The sequence below is a fragment of the Gemella sp. zg-1178 genome, from assembly GCF_018790995.1.
Lineage (GTDB): Bacteria > Bacillota > Bacilli > Staphylococcales > Gemellaceae > Gemelliphila.
Genome location: NZ_JAHKEI010000010.1, coordinates 32,314 through 46,669 on the forward strand (window position 1 = coordinate 32,314; position 14,356 = coordinate 46,669).

At 26.2% G+C, this 14,356-nt stretch carries 17 protein-coding genes; 16 read left to right on the plus strand and 1 reads right to left on the minus strand.

Annotation, left to right across the window (positions count from 1 at the left end):
• Positions 1–5 precede the first annotated feature (5 nt).
• From KMP12_RS04185 to glyA, 11 genes are all read left to right on the plus strand, one after another.
• The gene (locus tag KMP12_RS04185; protein WP_252344703.1) at positions 6–767 is read left to right on the plus strand and encodes an ABC transporter permease; all 762 of its coding nucleotides are present in this window, start codon (positions 6–8) and stop codon (positions 765–767) included.
• Complete coding sequence (locus KMP12_RS04190; RefSeq protein WP_215756492.1) at positions 767–1,573, plus strand: ABC transporter permease; 807 nt, start codon at positions 767–769, stop codon at positions 1,571–1,573. The genes KMP12_RS04185 and KMP12_RS04190 overlap by 1 nt, the downstream gene beginning before the upstream one ends.
• 1 nt (position 1,574) lies before the next feature.
• Positions 1,575–2,654 carry an ABC transporter substrate-binding protein gene (locus KMP12_RS04195; protein ID WP_215756493.1) on the plus strand — a complete coding sequence of 360 codons (1,080 nt, stop codon included), beginning with the start codon at positions 1,575–1,577 and terminating at the stop codon, positions 2,652–2,654.
• 285 nt (positions 2,655–2,939) lie between these two features.
• Positions 2,940–4,247, plus strand: a complete 1,308-nt coding sequence (gene obgE / locus KMP12_RS04200; RefSeq protein ID WP_215756522.1) for a GTPase ObgE — start codon at positions 2,940–2,942, stop codon at positions 4,245–4,247.
• 2 nt (positions 4,248–4,249) lie between these two features.
• A complete protein-coding gene (locus tag KMP12_RS04205) occupies positions 4,250–4,696 on the plus strand; it encodes an ACT domain-containing protein (protein ID WP_215756494.1) in 447 nt (148 codons plus the stop codon).
• Positions 4,697–4,749: 53 nt separating this feature from the next.
• Positions 4,750–5,100 carry a DUF6630 family protein gene (locus KMP12_RS04210; RefSeq protein ID WP_215756495.1) on the plus strand — a complete coding sequence of 117 codons (351 nt, stop codon included), beginning with the start codon at positions 4,750–4,752 and terminating at the stop codon, positions 5,098–5,100.
• An 80-nt stretch (positions 5,101–5,180) separates the two neighbouring features.
• Positions 5,181–5,423, plus strand: a complete 243-nt coding sequence (locus KMP12_RS04215; RefSeq protein ID WP_215756496.1) for a hypothetical protein — start codon at positions 5,181–5,183, stop codon at positions 5,421–5,423.
• A 52-nt stretch (positions 5,424–5,475) separates the two neighbouring features.
• Positions 5,476–6,810, plus strand: a complete 1,335-nt coding sequence (gene rlmD, locus KMP12_RS04220; protein ID WP_215756497.1) for a 23S rRNA (uracil(1939)-C(5))-methyltransferase RlmD — start codon at positions 5,476–5,478, stop codon at positions 6,808–6,810.
• A gap of 42 nt (positions 6,811–6,852) precedes the next feature.
• Positions 6,853–6,984 (plus strand): hypothetical protein, encoded by a 132-nt coding sequence (locus KMP12_RS07705; RefSeq protein ID WP_256442621.1) that lies wholly within the window; start codon positions 6,853–6,855, stop codon positions 6,982–6,984.
• A 36-nt stretch (positions 6,985–7,020) separates the two neighbouring features.
• Positions 7,021–7,524, plus strand: coding sequence for a hypothetical protein (locus KMP12_RS04225; protein WP_215756498.1), 504 nt, complete (start codon positions 7,021–7,023; stop codon positions 7,522–7,524).
• 51 nt (positions 7,525–7,575) lie between these two features.
• Positions 7,576–8,787 (plus strand): serine hydroxymethyltransferase, encoded by a 1,212-nt coding sequence (gene glyA / locus KMP12_RS04230; RefSeq protein WP_215756499.1) that lies wholly within the window; start codon positions 7,576–7,578, stop codon positions 8,785–8,787.
• A gap of 286 nt (positions 8,788–9,073) precedes the next feature.
• Here the strand turns inward: glyA and KMP12_RS04235 are convergent, their stop codons facing one another.
• Positions 9,074–9,535, minus strand: a complete 462-nt coding sequence (locus KMP12_RS04235) for a GAF domain-containing protein (protein ID WP_215756500.1) — start codon at positions 9,533–9,535, stop codon at positions 9,074–9,076.
• A 140-nt stretch (positions 9,536–9,675) separates the two neighbouring features.
• Between KMP12_RS04235 and KMP12_RS04240 the strand changes: the two genes are divergently transcribed.
• Genes KMP12_RS04240 through KMP12_RS04260 form a run of 5 tightly spaced genes read left to right on the plus strand, consistent with a single transcriptional unit; the run spans position 9,676 to position 14,346 of the window.
• Positions 9,676–10,479 carry a TlyA family RNA methyltransferase gene (locus KMP12_RS04240; protein WP_215756501.1) on the plus strand — a complete coding sequence of 268 codons (804 nt, stop codon included), beginning with the start codon at positions 9,676–9,678 and terminating at the stop codon, positions 10,477–10,479.
• Between the two features lie 13 nt (positions 10,480–10,492).
• Positions 10,493–12,178: a DNA repair protein RecN gene (gene recN / locus KMP12_RS04245; protein ID WP_215756502.1), complete on the plus strand. Its 1,686-nt coding sequence runs from the start codon at positions 10,493–10,495 to the stop codon at positions 12,176–12,178.
• Between the two features lie 8 nt (positions 12,179–12,186).
• Complete coding sequence (gene rsgA / locus KMP12_RS04250) at positions 12,187–13,056, plus strand: ribosome small subunit-dependent GTPase A (RefSeq protein WP_252344699.1); 870 nt, start codon at positions 12,187–12,189, stop codon at positions 13,054–13,056.
• Between the two features lie 2 nt (positions 13,057–13,058).
• The gene (gene rpe, locus KMP12_RS04255) at positions 13,059–13,703 is read left to right on the plus strand and encodes a ribulose-phosphate 3-epimerase (RefSeq protein WP_215756503.1); all 645 of its coding nucleotides are present in this window, start codon (positions 13,059–13,061) and stop codon (positions 13,701–13,703) included.
• 4 nt (positions 13,704–13,707) lie between these two features.
• Positions 13,708–14,346: a thiamine diphosphokinase gene (locus KMP12_RS04260; RefSeq protein WP_252344700.1), complete on the plus strand. Its 639-nt coding sequence runs from the start codon at positions 13,708–13,710 to the stop codon at positions 14,344–14,346.
• The last annotated feature ends 10 nt before the right edge of the window (positions 14,347–14,356 follow it).

Here is a 14,356-nt window from a genome sequence, read left to right on the forward strand (position 1 = left end):
TATGGATGCTGGTGTTCGTAGTTTTTCCAATAGGACTTATAGTATATTATTCTTTTAAAGATACTCAAGGGAATTTTACATTATTAAATTATACAGAATTTTTTGGTAAAACTTATATGTGGATGACTTTTTATAGTTTTTGGTATGCTTTTTTAGTAACTTTAGTTTGTTTAATGCTTAGTTATCCACTTGCTTTTATAATTAGCAGAAGTAAATACAAAGAAATATTGTTATTACTAATTATCTTACCTACTTGGATAAATATACTTTTAAAAACTTATGCCTTTATAGGATTATTTGGTAAACATGGAGCGATTAATTCATTTTTAGAATTTATCGGTATTGGAACTCAAAATTTATTATTCAATTCATTTGGTTTTATTTTTGTAGCTAGTTATATATTTTTACCATTTATGTTACTGCCTATTTATAATTCTGTTGCAGGTATTAATAAAAATTTTATAGATGCTTCTTATGACTTGGGGGCAGACTTAAAAACAACATTTACAAAAATAATTTTACCACTTAGTATTGAGGGTGTAAAAACCGGTATTCAGGTAACCTTTATACCTGCACTTTCTATATTTATGATTACAAGGCTTATTGCAGGTAATAAAATTATCAATTTAGGAACAGCTATTGAAGAACATTTTTTAGTTACTCAAAATGTAGGATTAGGTTCTACAATAGCAGTATTCTTAATTATAGTAATGGGAGTAATTATGGTTTTAACAAATAATAAAAATAGGATAGGAGTAAAAAAATAATGAAAAATATACTATCAAAATTATATTTAATACTTGTCTTTGTTATTTTATATATTCCTATTATTTATTTGGCTTATTTTTCTTTTAGTTCAGGAAAAACAATGGTTGTATTTGAAGATTTTTCTTTTATTCATTACAAAGAGTTAATAGAAAATACTAGAATGATAGTTATACTCATTAACACCATAGTTATTGCCTTACTTTGCGGTATTTTTTCAGCAGTATTAGGAACTTTAGGAGCTTTAGGAATATTTTCTTTAAAAACTAATAAATTTAAAAATTCTTATTTAGTAGGAAATAATATTTTAATAGTTAGTCCTGATGTTATTATTGGTTGTTCTTTTTTATTGGTGTTTACTTTTATATCTGACAAGTTAGGATTAGAAAGTTTACAAGGATTTTGGTCAGTTTTAATTTCTCATATTGCCTTTAGTGTTCCGATAGTAGTTTTAATGGTTTTACCAAAATTATATGAAATGCCTATTTCAATGATTGATGCCGCGGTTGATTTGGGAGCAACTTATCCACAAGTTATAACTAAGGTAATTATCCCCTATATAACCCCAGGAATTTTAGCAGGATTTTTTATGGGACTTACTTATTCATTAGATGATTTTGCTGTTACTTTTTTTGTAACTGGTAATGGATTCCAAACTTTATCTGTGGAAATTTATTCTATGGCAAGACAAGGAATTAATTTGCAGATAAATGCACTTTCAACAGTAATAACATTATTTGTTATAATTGCCGTATTAATTTACTATGTAATTAGTATGAGTAAATTAAAAAAGGAGGTAACTAGATAATATGAAAAAATTAGTAGTTTCAGCCATATCAATTATTTTATTATGTATCGGATTGCTAGAAAGTAGAACTTATATAGATTCTTCACAAGCAGGAAGTCAAAACACACTCACTATTTTTAATTGGGGAGAATACATTTCTCCGGATTTGCTTAAAAAATTTACTGAAGAAACTGGTATTGAAGTAATATATGAAACTTTTGATTCTAATGAGGCTCTATTAACTAAGTTAAAATCAGGTTCAACTTCTTATGATTTAGTTGTACCCTCTGATTATATGATTAAAAAAATGATAGATTTTAATTTGTTACAAGAAATAGATAAATCTAAATTAACAAATTTTAATAAAATAAATCCAGAGTTATTAAATAAAAGTTTTGATATGAATAATAAATATTCAATTCCTTATTTTTGGGGAACTCTTGGAATAATTTATAATCCAGACTTGCTTGATAAAGACCAAAAATTTGAAAAATGGGATGACCTTTGGGACGAACGTCTTAAAAATGAAGTAATACTCATAGATGGAGCAAGGGAAATGTTAGGTTTATCTTTGCAATCGCAAGGCGAATCAGTAAATGAAACTGATGAAATAAAATTAAAGTTGGCAGAGAAAAAATTAGAGTTGATGGGGGCTAATATAAAAGCTATTAACAATGATGAAAAAACTATGTTAATGGTCAATGAAGATGCCAAAGTTGCAATTACTTATTCTGGAAGTGCTGCACAGATGATAGCAGAAAATGAAAAATTAGTTTATTCAGTTCCTAAAGAAGGAAGCAACATTTGGTTTGATAATATGGTAATTCCAAAAGTAGCAAAAAATGTAGAAGCAGCCCATAAATTTATAGATTTTATTTTAAGACCAGAAAATGCTGCTAAAAATGCTGAATTTGTTGGCTATGCTACACCTATTTTGGACGCTTATGAGATATTAGGTGAAGAAATTACTTCAGATGAGCAATTTTATCCTAGTGAAGAAACAATGAATCATTTAGAAGTATATGACGCACAAAGTCAAAAAATTGTTCAAATGCAAAATGATTTGTTTTTAGAATTTAAAATAAATATTAATAGACCTTAGTTCTATAAATTGTGCATACTAAATTAATTTTATAATTATAAAAAAATTGAAATTCAGTTTATGTTTGTAAATTTAGTTTTAAAATATTTATCAATAGAATTTTTTATAAAATAATAAATATAAAATAAATTATTAAAAATAAAAATTATAAGAATATATTAAACAAAAATATCTCATGCTAAATATTTAGTATGAGATATTTTATTATGATAATTTAAAAAACATTAGAAATATGTTATAATGAATAGAATTTATTTAATAAAAATATTTGAAAGGTTAGAATGTATGTTTATAGATGAGGTAAAAATATATATAAGGTCTGGTGATGGAGGAAATGGCTTAGTAGCATTTAGGCGTGAAAAATATGTTCCTAAGGGAGGTCCAGCTGGAGGGGACGGAGGTAGAGGTGCCAATATTGTCTTTAAAGTTGACGAAGGTTTGAGAACATTTATGGATTATAGATACCAAAAACGTTTTGTTGCTCCAAATGGTGATAATGGTATGAGTAAAGGAATGCACGGAAGAAAATCAAAAGATTTATATCTTATAGTACCACCAGGAACAATTATTAAAGATACGGATACTGGTGAAATTCTAGGTGATGTAACAATACATGAACAAGAAGTAATTGTTGCACGAGGTGGGCGTGGAGGCAGAGGTAATTGTCGCTTTGCAACACCTTCAAATCCAGCTCCTGAAATAGCAGAAAATGGTGAACCAGGAGAAGAAAGAAATATAACATTAGAATTAAAATTAATGGCTGATGTAGGGTTAGTCGGTTTCCCATCAGTAGGAAAATCTACCTTATTATCTATAACTTCAAAAGCAAAACCAAAAATTGCTGATTATCATTTTACAACCCTAGTTCCAAATTTAGGAGTAGTAGAAACAAAAGATAACAAGAGTTTTGTTATGGCAGACTTACCTGGACTTATCGAAGGAGCAAGTCAAGGTGTAGGATTAGGTTATCAATTTTTAAGACACATAGAAAGAACAAAAGTAATAGTTCATATTATAGATATGTCAGCAACTGATGGAAGAGACCCTTATGAAGATTATAAAATAATTAATAAGGAACTAGAAGATTACAATATGCGTTTACTAGAGCGCCCACAAATAGTTGTTGCAAATAAAATGGATATGCCAGAATCAAAAGAAAATCTAAAAATTTTCAAAGAAAAAATTGCAGAAAATAATGAAGAAATAGATTTAATAGAAATATCGGCATTTACTCATTCTAATATTGATAACTTACTTTATAAGATAAGTGATTTATTAGAAAAAACTAACTATAATACTTTATATGAAATTGATATTAATAAAGAAGAAACTATTGAAAATAGAGTTTTATATAAGCATAAACCGAATGATGAAACATTTAATATAAGTCGTGATGATACTGGTGCTTACGTTGTTAGTGGTGCTGGAATAGAAAGAGCATTTATGATGACAGACTTTAATCGTGATGCTTCAGTAAGAAGATTTGCACAACAAATGCGTTCTATGGGAGTAGATGATGCCCTAAGAGCAAGAGGTTGTTCAAATGGGGATACCGTTAAAATATTAAAAGGCGAATTTGAATTTGTAGAGTAAGTATGAAAGAAAATAAAAATTATTACATAATAAGAGAAGACGTTTTACCAGAAGCTGTTCAAAAAACAATAAAAATAAAAAAAGAATTGGAAAAAAATCCAAATTTATCAATATTAGAGGCTTCTAAAAAATATGATTTGAGCAGAAGTGCTTTTTATAAATATAGGGATACTATATTTCCTATTCAAGATTTTAAAAAGGAATCTATTTTATCATTATCTATTAATGTAGATGACATAGTAGGAATGCTAGGAAAAGTTTTGAGTATTATTCACGGAGAAAAGTGTAATGTTATTACCATACACCAAACAGTTCCTATTAACGATAGAGCAACGATAATTTTATCATTGAATATGAATATAAATTTTACAAATATAGAAAAATTAAAATCATTACTAGAAAATTTGCCCCATGTAAATTCTGTAAAAGTTATAGGCTTTAATATTTAGATAAGGAAATTTATGAAAAAAATTTTTAATATTTTTAAAAAAATCCTAGAAGTATGAATAATAAAGAAGGATTGCTAGAATACTATATAAAATTTGCCAATATAATAACAGATAGCAATCAAAAAGTTTTGCAGAAAGTAGAAAAGTTAATTTTACAGACTGAAACCTATATAAATGAAAATACTAATTTTTTAGAAAATAGGGGAATAGATAAAAATAATATAGCTAAAGAAGAACTTATTTGGATATTATTTTCAGATATTTTAATTGAAAATTCCTATGCAGAAAAAGTTGATTGGCAATGTGAGTTAGAAGATTTTGAATATCTACTTATGAATTTAAATCAATTTAAAACTAAATTTCAAAACTTGAAATTTTCTAATTTAAGGAAGATGATAGCCTAGAAGGATATATCAAACAAATAATAAATTTTTGGCAAAAAGAAAATCTATTAGCATCTGAGCATTTGATATATTTCAAAAATATGGTGGCAAGAGTTAATAATTTAGGGCAAGAAAATATAGCTAGATTGGTAGAAAGTAAAGGAATAGAAGTCAATGATTTAAGAGATAAGATAGATGACTTAGACTTTTTTATGATAGAGCAGAATTTAGATGAATTAAGTTCAGACTTTTTAAGAAATCACAAAGATTTATATGCCTTACCTTTTAATCAAATATATATAGAAATAGAAAAATTTTTAGGATATAAATTTACAAATTATTAAAATAATAGTAATGGCTTTACCATTACTATTTTTAAATTACAAGGTGAATTAAATGAAGAAAAATGATGAATTTATTGCTGAAGTAATAGACTATACTCATGACGGACTAGGAGTTATAAAGATAGATAATTTTCCGCTATTTGTAGAAGATGTTATAGTAGGCGAAAAAATAAGAGTAAAAATTACAAAACTTAAAAAAAATTTAGGATATGCTAGATTAATAGAGATAATTTCTTCTTCTCCTAATAGGGTTGAAGTAGAAGAGAAAACATCAGGTGCTAACTTAATGCACATGAGATATCAAGAACAACTTTCTTTTAAAACAAATAAGGTGAAAAACATTATAAATAAAATAGTTGGAGCTAACAAGATAGAAGTTTTATCTACACTAGGAATGGCCAAACCAACTTATTATAGAAATAAATCAGTAGTGCCTGTACAAGTAAAAAATAATGAAGTTAAAATGGGTTATTATAGACCTAGAAGTCATGACGTTATAAATACAAATGATTGTAAAATACAGTATAAAGAACATAATTTTTTGGTAAATAACATAAGAAAAATCATTTCTGATATGCAGCTTTCAATATACGATGAGGAAAAACATGAGGGAGCAATAAGACATATTATGTTTAGAACAAATAGCTCCAAAACAGAAATTATGGTTGGTATTATAGCCAAAGAAAAATTTTTTAATTTAGATAGATTTGTTGAAAAAATTATTGAACTGGATAAAAGAATAGTTAGCATTATGTTAAATATAAATTCTAAAAAAACTAATGTAATACTCGGAGAAAAAAGTATTAAACTTTATGGAAAAGATTTTATAGAAGATGCTATTAATGGTATAAAGTTCAATATTTCTCTAGCATCTTTTTATCAAGTAAATCCCACTCAAACTAAGATTTTATATTCAAAAGCAATAGAACTTGCAAATTTAAAAAATACTGATGTGATAATTGACGCATACTGCGGTATAGGAACAATAAGTTTATTTGCTGCTAAGTTGGTAAATAAGGTATACGGTATAGAAGTAGTAGAAGATGCTGTTATAAATGCCAAAGAAAATGCCAAAATAAATAATATAAAAAATGTTGAATTTTTACTCGGTAAAAGCGAAGATAAGATAAGAGAATTAATAGAAAAAAAAATAAAAATAGATGCTGTTATCGTAGACCCTCCTAGAAAGGGATGTGATGAAAGTTTTTTACGCAACATGGCAGACATTAATATACCTAAAATAGTTTATGTAAGTTGCAATCCAGCAAGTCTAGCTCGTGATTTGCAAATTATGATAGATTTAGGTTATAATGTGGATAAAATTCAACCTATTGATATGTTTCCACAAACAAGTGAAGTGGAAGCAGTAACGCTATTGACTAAATAAAATGTAATATTAATAGGATAATTAAAAAATTAGGAGATAATAATGAATATTAAATTATTGAAAGAATATCTTTATGTAAGTCGTGAGGCATACTATTACAATGAAAAAAATGAATTTCGCTGGCAATCTGTACAAGGGAAAGACTGTCCCAGATTTAAAACTTCAAAGGAGTAATTAAAAAATTATAGAGGAACAGCCGTTAAATCAACAGTGAAAGAAATAGGGGAATTAGTTTTAAATTTTTTATCGGGTTTAGGAGTTATTGATAAAATTTTCGCCCAAACTTATAATTCAATATTTAATCTTAATAATCTTGATTATAAAGATATTAAAAAAAAATATAATTTGAATGATGAAAGAGATATAGTATGGATGAAATTTACTAAAGAAGGATGTTTAGGAGTTGTTGCTTGCAGTAATGATATAAACTTTGATATTCCAAAAAATGCAAAACAATATGACGAAAAAGATATTTACGATAAGCGTAAGTGGAAATATAATACTTCAGGAATAATAATTCATCAATTAAAACAAGAATGGAATGAAAACTTTGTATTATTATTTCCTTTAGAAAAAATTCCTAAAGATTACAACAGACTACATATTGAATGGGCAGTTGGAAATTACTTGATTGAAAACAAAATTCCTATTTTAGACCTATATTCTCATCAAATGAATAAGTTTTCTAAAGAAGAAATTAATAAAAATATATAATTAACTAAGTATTAAATATTATAATAAATATAAGAAAAGGAGAAAATACTTATGAAAGATGAATTAGTAAAAAAATATATAGAAATGGAGCAAAAACGTCAGTGTGAAAATATTGAACTTATTGCTTCTGAAAATTTTGTTTCTGAAGATATTTTAGAAGCTTGTGGTAGTATTCTAACAAATAAATACGCTGAGGGTTATCCTAATGCACGTTATTATGATGGTTGCGAAAATGTTGATTTAATTGAACAGTTGGCTATTGACCGTTTAAAAACTTTATTTAAGGCAGAGCATGCTAATGTTCAGGCTCATTCTGGTTCACAGGCTAATATGGCAGTTTATATGGCTATTTTAAATCCTGGTGATAAGGTGTTGGGAATGGATTTAAATGCTGGAGGACATTTAACGCACGGTCATACAATGAATTTTTCTGGAGTTTTATATGATTTCTATGCTTATGGAGTAAATAAAGAAACAGAAATGTTAGATTATGAAGAAATTAGAAAGTTGGCTTTAGAAATTAAACCTAAGTTAATCGTTGCTGGGGCAAGTGCTTATTCACGCATAATTGATTTTAAAAAATTTGGAGAAATTGCTGATGAAGTAGGAGCGTATTTAATGGTAGACATGGCTCATATAGCGGGCTTAATAGCTACAGGCTTACATCCTAATCCAGTTCCTTATGCTGATTTTGTAACTAGCACAACTCATAAAACTTTAAGAGGCCCGAGAGGTGGAATTATTCTTTGTAAGGAAGAATATGCAAAAAAAATAAATTCACGCATCTTTCCTGGTACCCAAGGCGGTCCTTTACAACACATTATAGCCGCTAAAGCAATTTGTTTCCAAGAAGCAATGCAAGATGAATATAAAGAATATATCAAACAAGTAGTGGCTAACATGCAGGCTATGGCTCAGAGATTTATCGAAAAAGGGGTAAGAGTAGTTTCAAATGGAACGGATAATCATTTGTTGATGATAGATGTAAAAAATAAATTTAACATCACCGGTAAAGAAGCTGCTTCTTTACTAAGTAAAGTTAATATTACATGTAATAAAAACAGCATTCCTTTTGATAATGAAAAACCAGTATACACTAGTGGTATCCGTTTAGGTAGTGCTGCTATGACTACAAAGGGATATAAAGAAAAAGAATTTATTCAAATAGCAGATTGGATTTGTGAACTTTTAGAACATAAAGAAGTTGTTGTAGAAAAAATTGCAGCTGAAGTATTAAATTTAACTAAGAATTTTAAAGGATAATATTATATACTTACTTAATTAAGTAAGTATATATAAAAAGGGAAATATAATTTTAAGATTGTATTCCCCTTTTATTTTTTGTAAGATTACATAAATATAAATATTAATAAAAAGTATTGGTAGAAAAATTAGAACATGTCCTCAAAAACTAGACACAAAAATAATAAATGTGTTGGTAGAAAAAGAACATGTTTTTATTATGGGGAAAAAGTAAAAATATACTATAAGAAAAGAAATAGTTAAAAAAGGATTAATTAAGGAAAAATTATTTCACGTTTATCAATAATTACTTTTTTATTTTAAAATCTTTGAATATTTCTTCTACTATATTAGTCCATGAATTAATTTCTTCCTCTGAAAATCTATTAAATTTTACAGAATCTATATCTAATAATGCTACGACTTTATCTTTATCCAATATCGGTATTACAAGTTCACTGTTTGAAGCAGAGTCACAGGCAATATGACCAGGAAATTTGTGTACATTTTCTACATAAATAGTTTTTTTATCTGTGTAACATTTTCCACAAACTCCCTTATTAAATGGTATTCTAACACATGCAACTTTACCTTGAAATGGACCTAAAACCAAATTTTTGTTTTCAAAGTCAACTAAATAAAATCCTACCCAATTAGTATCTGGTAAATATTCTTTAAATAATGCTGATAAATTTGCTAGATTTGCATATAAATTATTTTCTTCATTTATTAAAGATTTAGCTTGAGCGATTATAATATTTTTTTTCATAATTTCATATACACTCCTAAAAATATTTTTAATAATTATCACATAAAAATAAAAAAATTAAAAGTAATTAATATTCCATATTATAGATAAAAATAAGTATATATGATAAAATTAAAACAAATAAACTTATTGGAGCGTGTATGTTAAAAGAAAGAGCTGATGTTCTTTGTGTAAGTCAAGGATTATTTGATTCTAGAGAAAAAGCAAAAAGAGCAATAATGGCAGGTATAATTTTTTATGATTCTAATCGTGTCGACAAACCTGGTGAAAAAATAGATGTTAATGTTAATTTGAGAATAAAAGGAAAAACTTTACCTTATGTTAGTAGGGGAGGTTTAAAATTAGAAAAAGCAATAAAATATTTTAATTTTAATGTTGCTGATAAAATTATGTTGGATATTGGTGCTTCTACTGGTGGTTTTACAGATTGTGCATTGCAAAACGGAGCATCTTATGTGTATGCACTAGATGTGGGTACAAATCAGTTATCATGGAAATTAAGGTCTGATAGTAGAGTTTATGTAATGGAAAAAACTAATTTTAGATATTGCACCAAAGATAATTTTTCAAAATCGATTGAGCGAGTTTCTATTGATGTATCTTTTATATCGTTAAATTTAATATTACCTACTCTTGCAGAAATAATTGAAATTTCTGGAGAAGTTTGTACTCTTATAAAACCTCAGTTTGAAGCCGGTAAAGACAAGGTAGGAAAAGGTGGAATAGTTAGAGATAAATTTGTTCATCAAGAAGTAGTTGAAAATATATTTTATTTATCTAATAATCTAGGATTTAGTGTTAAGGAATTAACTTATTCACCGATTACAGGTGGAGATGGAAATATTGAATATTTAATGATTTTAAAATATACACCTGATAATGTAATTAATAAGGATATAAATATAAAAAAAATAGTAGAAGAAGCAAATAGACAATTTAAGTAAGGAGCATTAATTAATGTTATTACAATTAAATATAAAACAATTTGGAATTATTGAACAGGCTAGTATTGATTTTAATAATGGTTTTACAGTATTAACTGGTGAAACTGGCGCAGGAAAATCTATGATTTTATCTGCCATATCGCAATTATCAGGTCAAAGAACCTCAATTAGTTATATAAGACATGGTGAAGAAAAGTCTACTATTGAAGGAGTTTTTGATTTTCCTGGGAATGAGGAATTAAATGATATTTTTTCTTCTTTGGATATTGAACTTGATGATTTGATTATAATAAAAAGAGATATATTTTCTAATGGGAAAAGTATTTGTCGTATAAACAATACGGTAGTTAATTTATCTACTTTGAAAAAAATATCTTCTTTTTTAATAGATATTCATGAACAGCACGACAATCAAACTTTGTTATTAGAAAAAAAACATTTATTTTTAATAGATTCTTACGGTGAAAAAATTTTAAGTCCCTTTATAGAAAATTATAAAAATAATTATTTTGAATATAGGAAACTGTACAAAAAAATAGAAGAATTGGAAGAAGATAGTAGTGAAATATCAAAAAAAATAGATTTTACTAAATACCAAATTAATGAAATAGAAGCAATAAATTTGCAGAAAAATGAAGTAGAAAATCTTAAATCAGAGATAGATTACTTATCTAATTATGAAAAAATAAATTCATTAATTTTAGGAATAAATCAAAATTTGAATACTGATGGCGGTGTTCTTGAAAAAACATATAATATCAAAACTCTATTAGAGAAGTTGTCAAGGCATAATGGAGATTTTTCTTCTAAATATCAAGAAATAAATGATTTTTACTACATTTTAGAAGACCTTAAGTATGATTTATCAAGATTTAATGATAATTTAGATTATGACGAGGCAAGACTAAATGAAATGGGAAATCGTCTTTTAACCATAAAATCACTTGAAAAGAAATATATGAAAAATGCAGATGAACTTTTGATATATAAAGATGAATTAAAAAACGAATTATTTTACTTAGAAAATTATAGTTCTAATTTAGATGAATTAAAATTAAAATTACATACTTTAGAGAAAAATCTTTTAGATAGTGCCAAGTTACTATCAGATAATAGAAAAAAAATTGCTGAAATATTAGAAAAGAAAATCCAATCAGAACTTAAATTTTTATGTATGGAAAAAAGTACTATTAAAATAGATTTTAAATATAAAGATTTTTCTGCAGACGGGATAGATGATTTGAAAATTTTAATCAGCGCTAACTTAGGAGAACCTTTGAAATCACTATCTAAAGTTGCTTCTGGAGGAGAACTTTCAAGAATTATGCTGGCATTAAAAATTATTTTTTCTGATAATATTAAAGGACTATCAATAATATTTGATGAAATTGATACCGGCGTTAGCGGTAAGGTTTCGCAAAGAATGGCAGAAAAAATTTATCAATTATCTCAAAAAAATCAAATTTTATCTATATCACACTTACCTCAAACTACGGCTTTATCTGATTATAACTTATATATAGAGAAATCTATAATTGATAATCGTACGATTTCTAAGGTTAAATATTTAGATGAGGAAGAAAAGGTTAATGAAATATCTAGAATGATTTCAGGTAACAATACAACGAAATTATCTAAAGAACATGCAATAGAGATGATTAAGATTTCAGAAAAAATAAAAAAAAGAAATTGCAGGTAGTGTGGCAAATGATATCTAAAGAGGGAAAAATAATCAAAGCTATGAGTGGATTTTATTATGTTTTGTCTGATGATGAAATAATTACTTGTAGAGCAAGAGGAAATTTTAGAAATAAGGATATAGAACCCTTGGTAGGAGATTATGTAACAATAAAAATAGAAGAAGATTCTCTTGGATATATTATAGATATAAAAGATAGAAAAAATGAGCTGCTTAGACCTAAAGTATCTAATATAGATTATGGAATTATAACCGTATCAGTTAAAGAACCTGATTTTTCAAGTAAATTACTTGATAAGATGATTATTTTAAATGAATATAGCAATATTAAAACAATTATAATTTTCACAAAATTAGATAAGTTAAATGAAATTGAATTTAAGAATTTTACTAACATAATAAATTATTATAAAAAAATAGGTTATATCATTTTTTCTAATAAAGATGAGGATATAAGAGATTTAAAAAATAAAATAAAAGATAAATTTGTATCTATTTCAGGGCAATCTGGTTCTGGCAAATCAACTTTTATTAATAAATTATCCAATAATAAACTTGAACTTAAAACTTCAGAAATATCTAAACATCTAGGTAGGGGAAAACACACTACTAGACATATAGAATTTCATAAAATAGATAATTTTTATATTGCAGACACCCCAGGTTTTTCTTCTTTAGATATAAACTTTATTGAAAAAGAAGAATTAAAATATTTATTTTCAGATTTTTATAATATAGAATGTAAATTTAAAACTTGTAACCATATTGACGAACCTAATTGCAATGTAAAAAATAATTTAGAAGATGATTATTCTAAAGAAAGATACAATAATTATAAGATGTTTTTTGAAGAAATTAAAGAAACAAAAAGGAGATAATAATGAAAAAAATATTACCATCACTACTAGCGGCTGATTTTTCAAATTTACAAAAAGATATTAGGGAAATGGAAGATATTGGAATAGATATGTTTCATTTAGATGTTATGGATGGACATTTTGTTCCTAATATTTCATTTGGTTTTCCAGTTATAGAATCAATAAGAAAAACTACAAATAAAACTTTAGATGTACATTTAATGGTTGCTAATCCTGATATATATGTAGAAGAATTTTGTAATATAGGTTCTGATATGGTTTCTTTTCATATAGAAGCAACAAATCATGCAGATAGACTAATTGATGTTATAAAAAATAAAGGGAAAAGAGCAGGAATAGTATTAAACCCTCAAACGCCTATATCAACTATTAAACATATTCTTCACAAGGTTGATTATGTCTTATTAATGACCGTTAATCCAGGTTTTGGTGGACAAAAATTTATTGAAGGAATGCTAGAAAAAATCGAAGAATTGGATAAGATAAGAAAAGACAAGAAATATAATTTTTTAATACAAGTCGATGGGGGAATAAATATAGTAACCTCTAAATTGTGTCGAGATAGGGGGGCAGATTTAATAGTATGTGGTTCATTTTTGTTTAATTCTAGCAATAAAGAAAAAACACTGAGCCAATTATTAAAATAATATTATGAATATGAATGAAATATTAGAAATAAATGTCATGCTAGGTGGATTAAAACCTACTTTTTTACCAGAAAAAGATGTTTGGATAGGGGTAGATTCAGGTGCTGAATTTTTAATAGATAATAATATACAACCAATTTTAATCTGTGGAGATTTAGATTCTTTTGATTATGCTACCTATAAAAAAATATTAAAAAATACTAGAATTATAAAAAAAGAAAATCAAGATTTAACAGACGCAGAGTTTTCCTTGAATATTATAATAAAAAATTTTTCTAAAGTAAAAAAAATAAATATTTTTGGGGCAACAGGAAGGAGATTAGACCATTTTTTTGGTAATATCTTATTGCTTAACAATTCAAAATATGAACACTTAGAAATTACACTTTATGATAATAATAATATTATTTTTGTTTCAAAATTAGGTGTTAATAAATTAACAAACAATAAAGAATACAAGTATATATCTTTTGTACCTATTTTTGAAAATACTGTAATAAGTATACATAATGCAAAATATAGCGTTGAAAATTTTAAACTGACATTAGATAGGGCAAACGCTACAAGTAATGAATTTTTTGAAGACAGTAATATAATTTTAAATACAAATAAAAAATGTTTAATAATATATTCAAAGGATTAATTTAGGGAGA

Bases quoted from the DNA above. Each gene is read 5' to 3' on its own strand.
- KMP12_RS04185 (WP_252344703.1), top strand. From the start codon at position 6: ATGCTGGTGTTCGTAGTTTTTCCAATAGGACTTATAGTATATTATTCT.
- KMP12_RS04190 (WP_215756492.1), top strand. From the start codon at position 767: ATGAAAAATATACTATCAAAATTATATTTAATACTTGTCTTTGTTATT.
- KMP12_RS04195 (WP_215756493.1), top strand. From the start codon at position 1,575: ATGAAAAAATTAGTAGTTTCAGCCATATCAATTATTTTATTATGTATC.
- obgE (WP_215756522.1), top strand. From the start codon at position 2,940: ATGTTTATAGATGAGGTAAAAATATATATAAGGTCTGGTGATGGAGGA.
- KMP12_RS04205 (WP_215756494.1), top strand. From the start codon at position 4,250: ATGAAAGAAAATAAAAATTATTACATAATAAGAGAAGACGTTTTACCA.
- KMP12_RS04210 (WP_215756495.1), top strand. From the start codon at position 4,750: ATGAATAATAAAGAAGGATTGCTAGAATACTATATAAAATTTGCCAAT.
- KMP12_RS04215 (WP_215756496.1), top strand. From the start codon at position 5,181: ATGGTGGCAAGAGTTAATAATTTAGGGCAAGAAAATATAGCTAGATTG.
- rlmD (WP_215756497.1), top strand. From the start codon at position 5,476: ATGAAGAAAAATGATGAATTTATTGCTGAAGTAATAGACTATACTCAT.
- KMP12_RS07705 (WP_256442621.1), top strand. From the start codon at position 6,853: ATGAATATTAAATTATTGAAAGAATATCTTTATGTAAGTCGTGAGGCA.
- glyA (WP_215756499.1), top strand. From the start codon at position 7,576: ATGAAAGATGAATTAGTAAAAAAATATATAGAAATGGAGCAAAAACGT.
- KMP12_RS04235 (WP_215756500.1), bottom strand. From the start codon at position 9,535: ATGAAAAAAAATATTATAATCGCTCAAGCTAAATCTTTAATAAATGAA.
- KMP12_RS04240 (WP_215756501.1), top strand. From the start codon at position 9,676: ATGTTAAAAGAAAGAGCTGATGTTCTTTGTGTAAGTCAAGGATTATTT.
- recN (WP_215756502.1), top strand. From the start codon at position 10,493: ATGTTATTACAATTAAATATAAAACAATTTGGAATTATTGAACAGGCT.
- rsgA (WP_252344699.1), top strand. From the start codon at position 12,187: ATGATATCTAAAGAGGGAAAAATAATCAAAGCTATGAGTGGATTTTAT.
- rpe (WP_215756503.1), top strand. From the start codon at position 13,059: ATGAAAAAAATATTACCATCACTACTAGCGGCTGATTTTTCAAATTTA.
- KMP12_RS04260 (WP_252344700.1), top strand. From the start codon at position 13,708: ATGAATATGAATGAAATATTAGAAATAAATGTCATGCTAGGTGGATTA.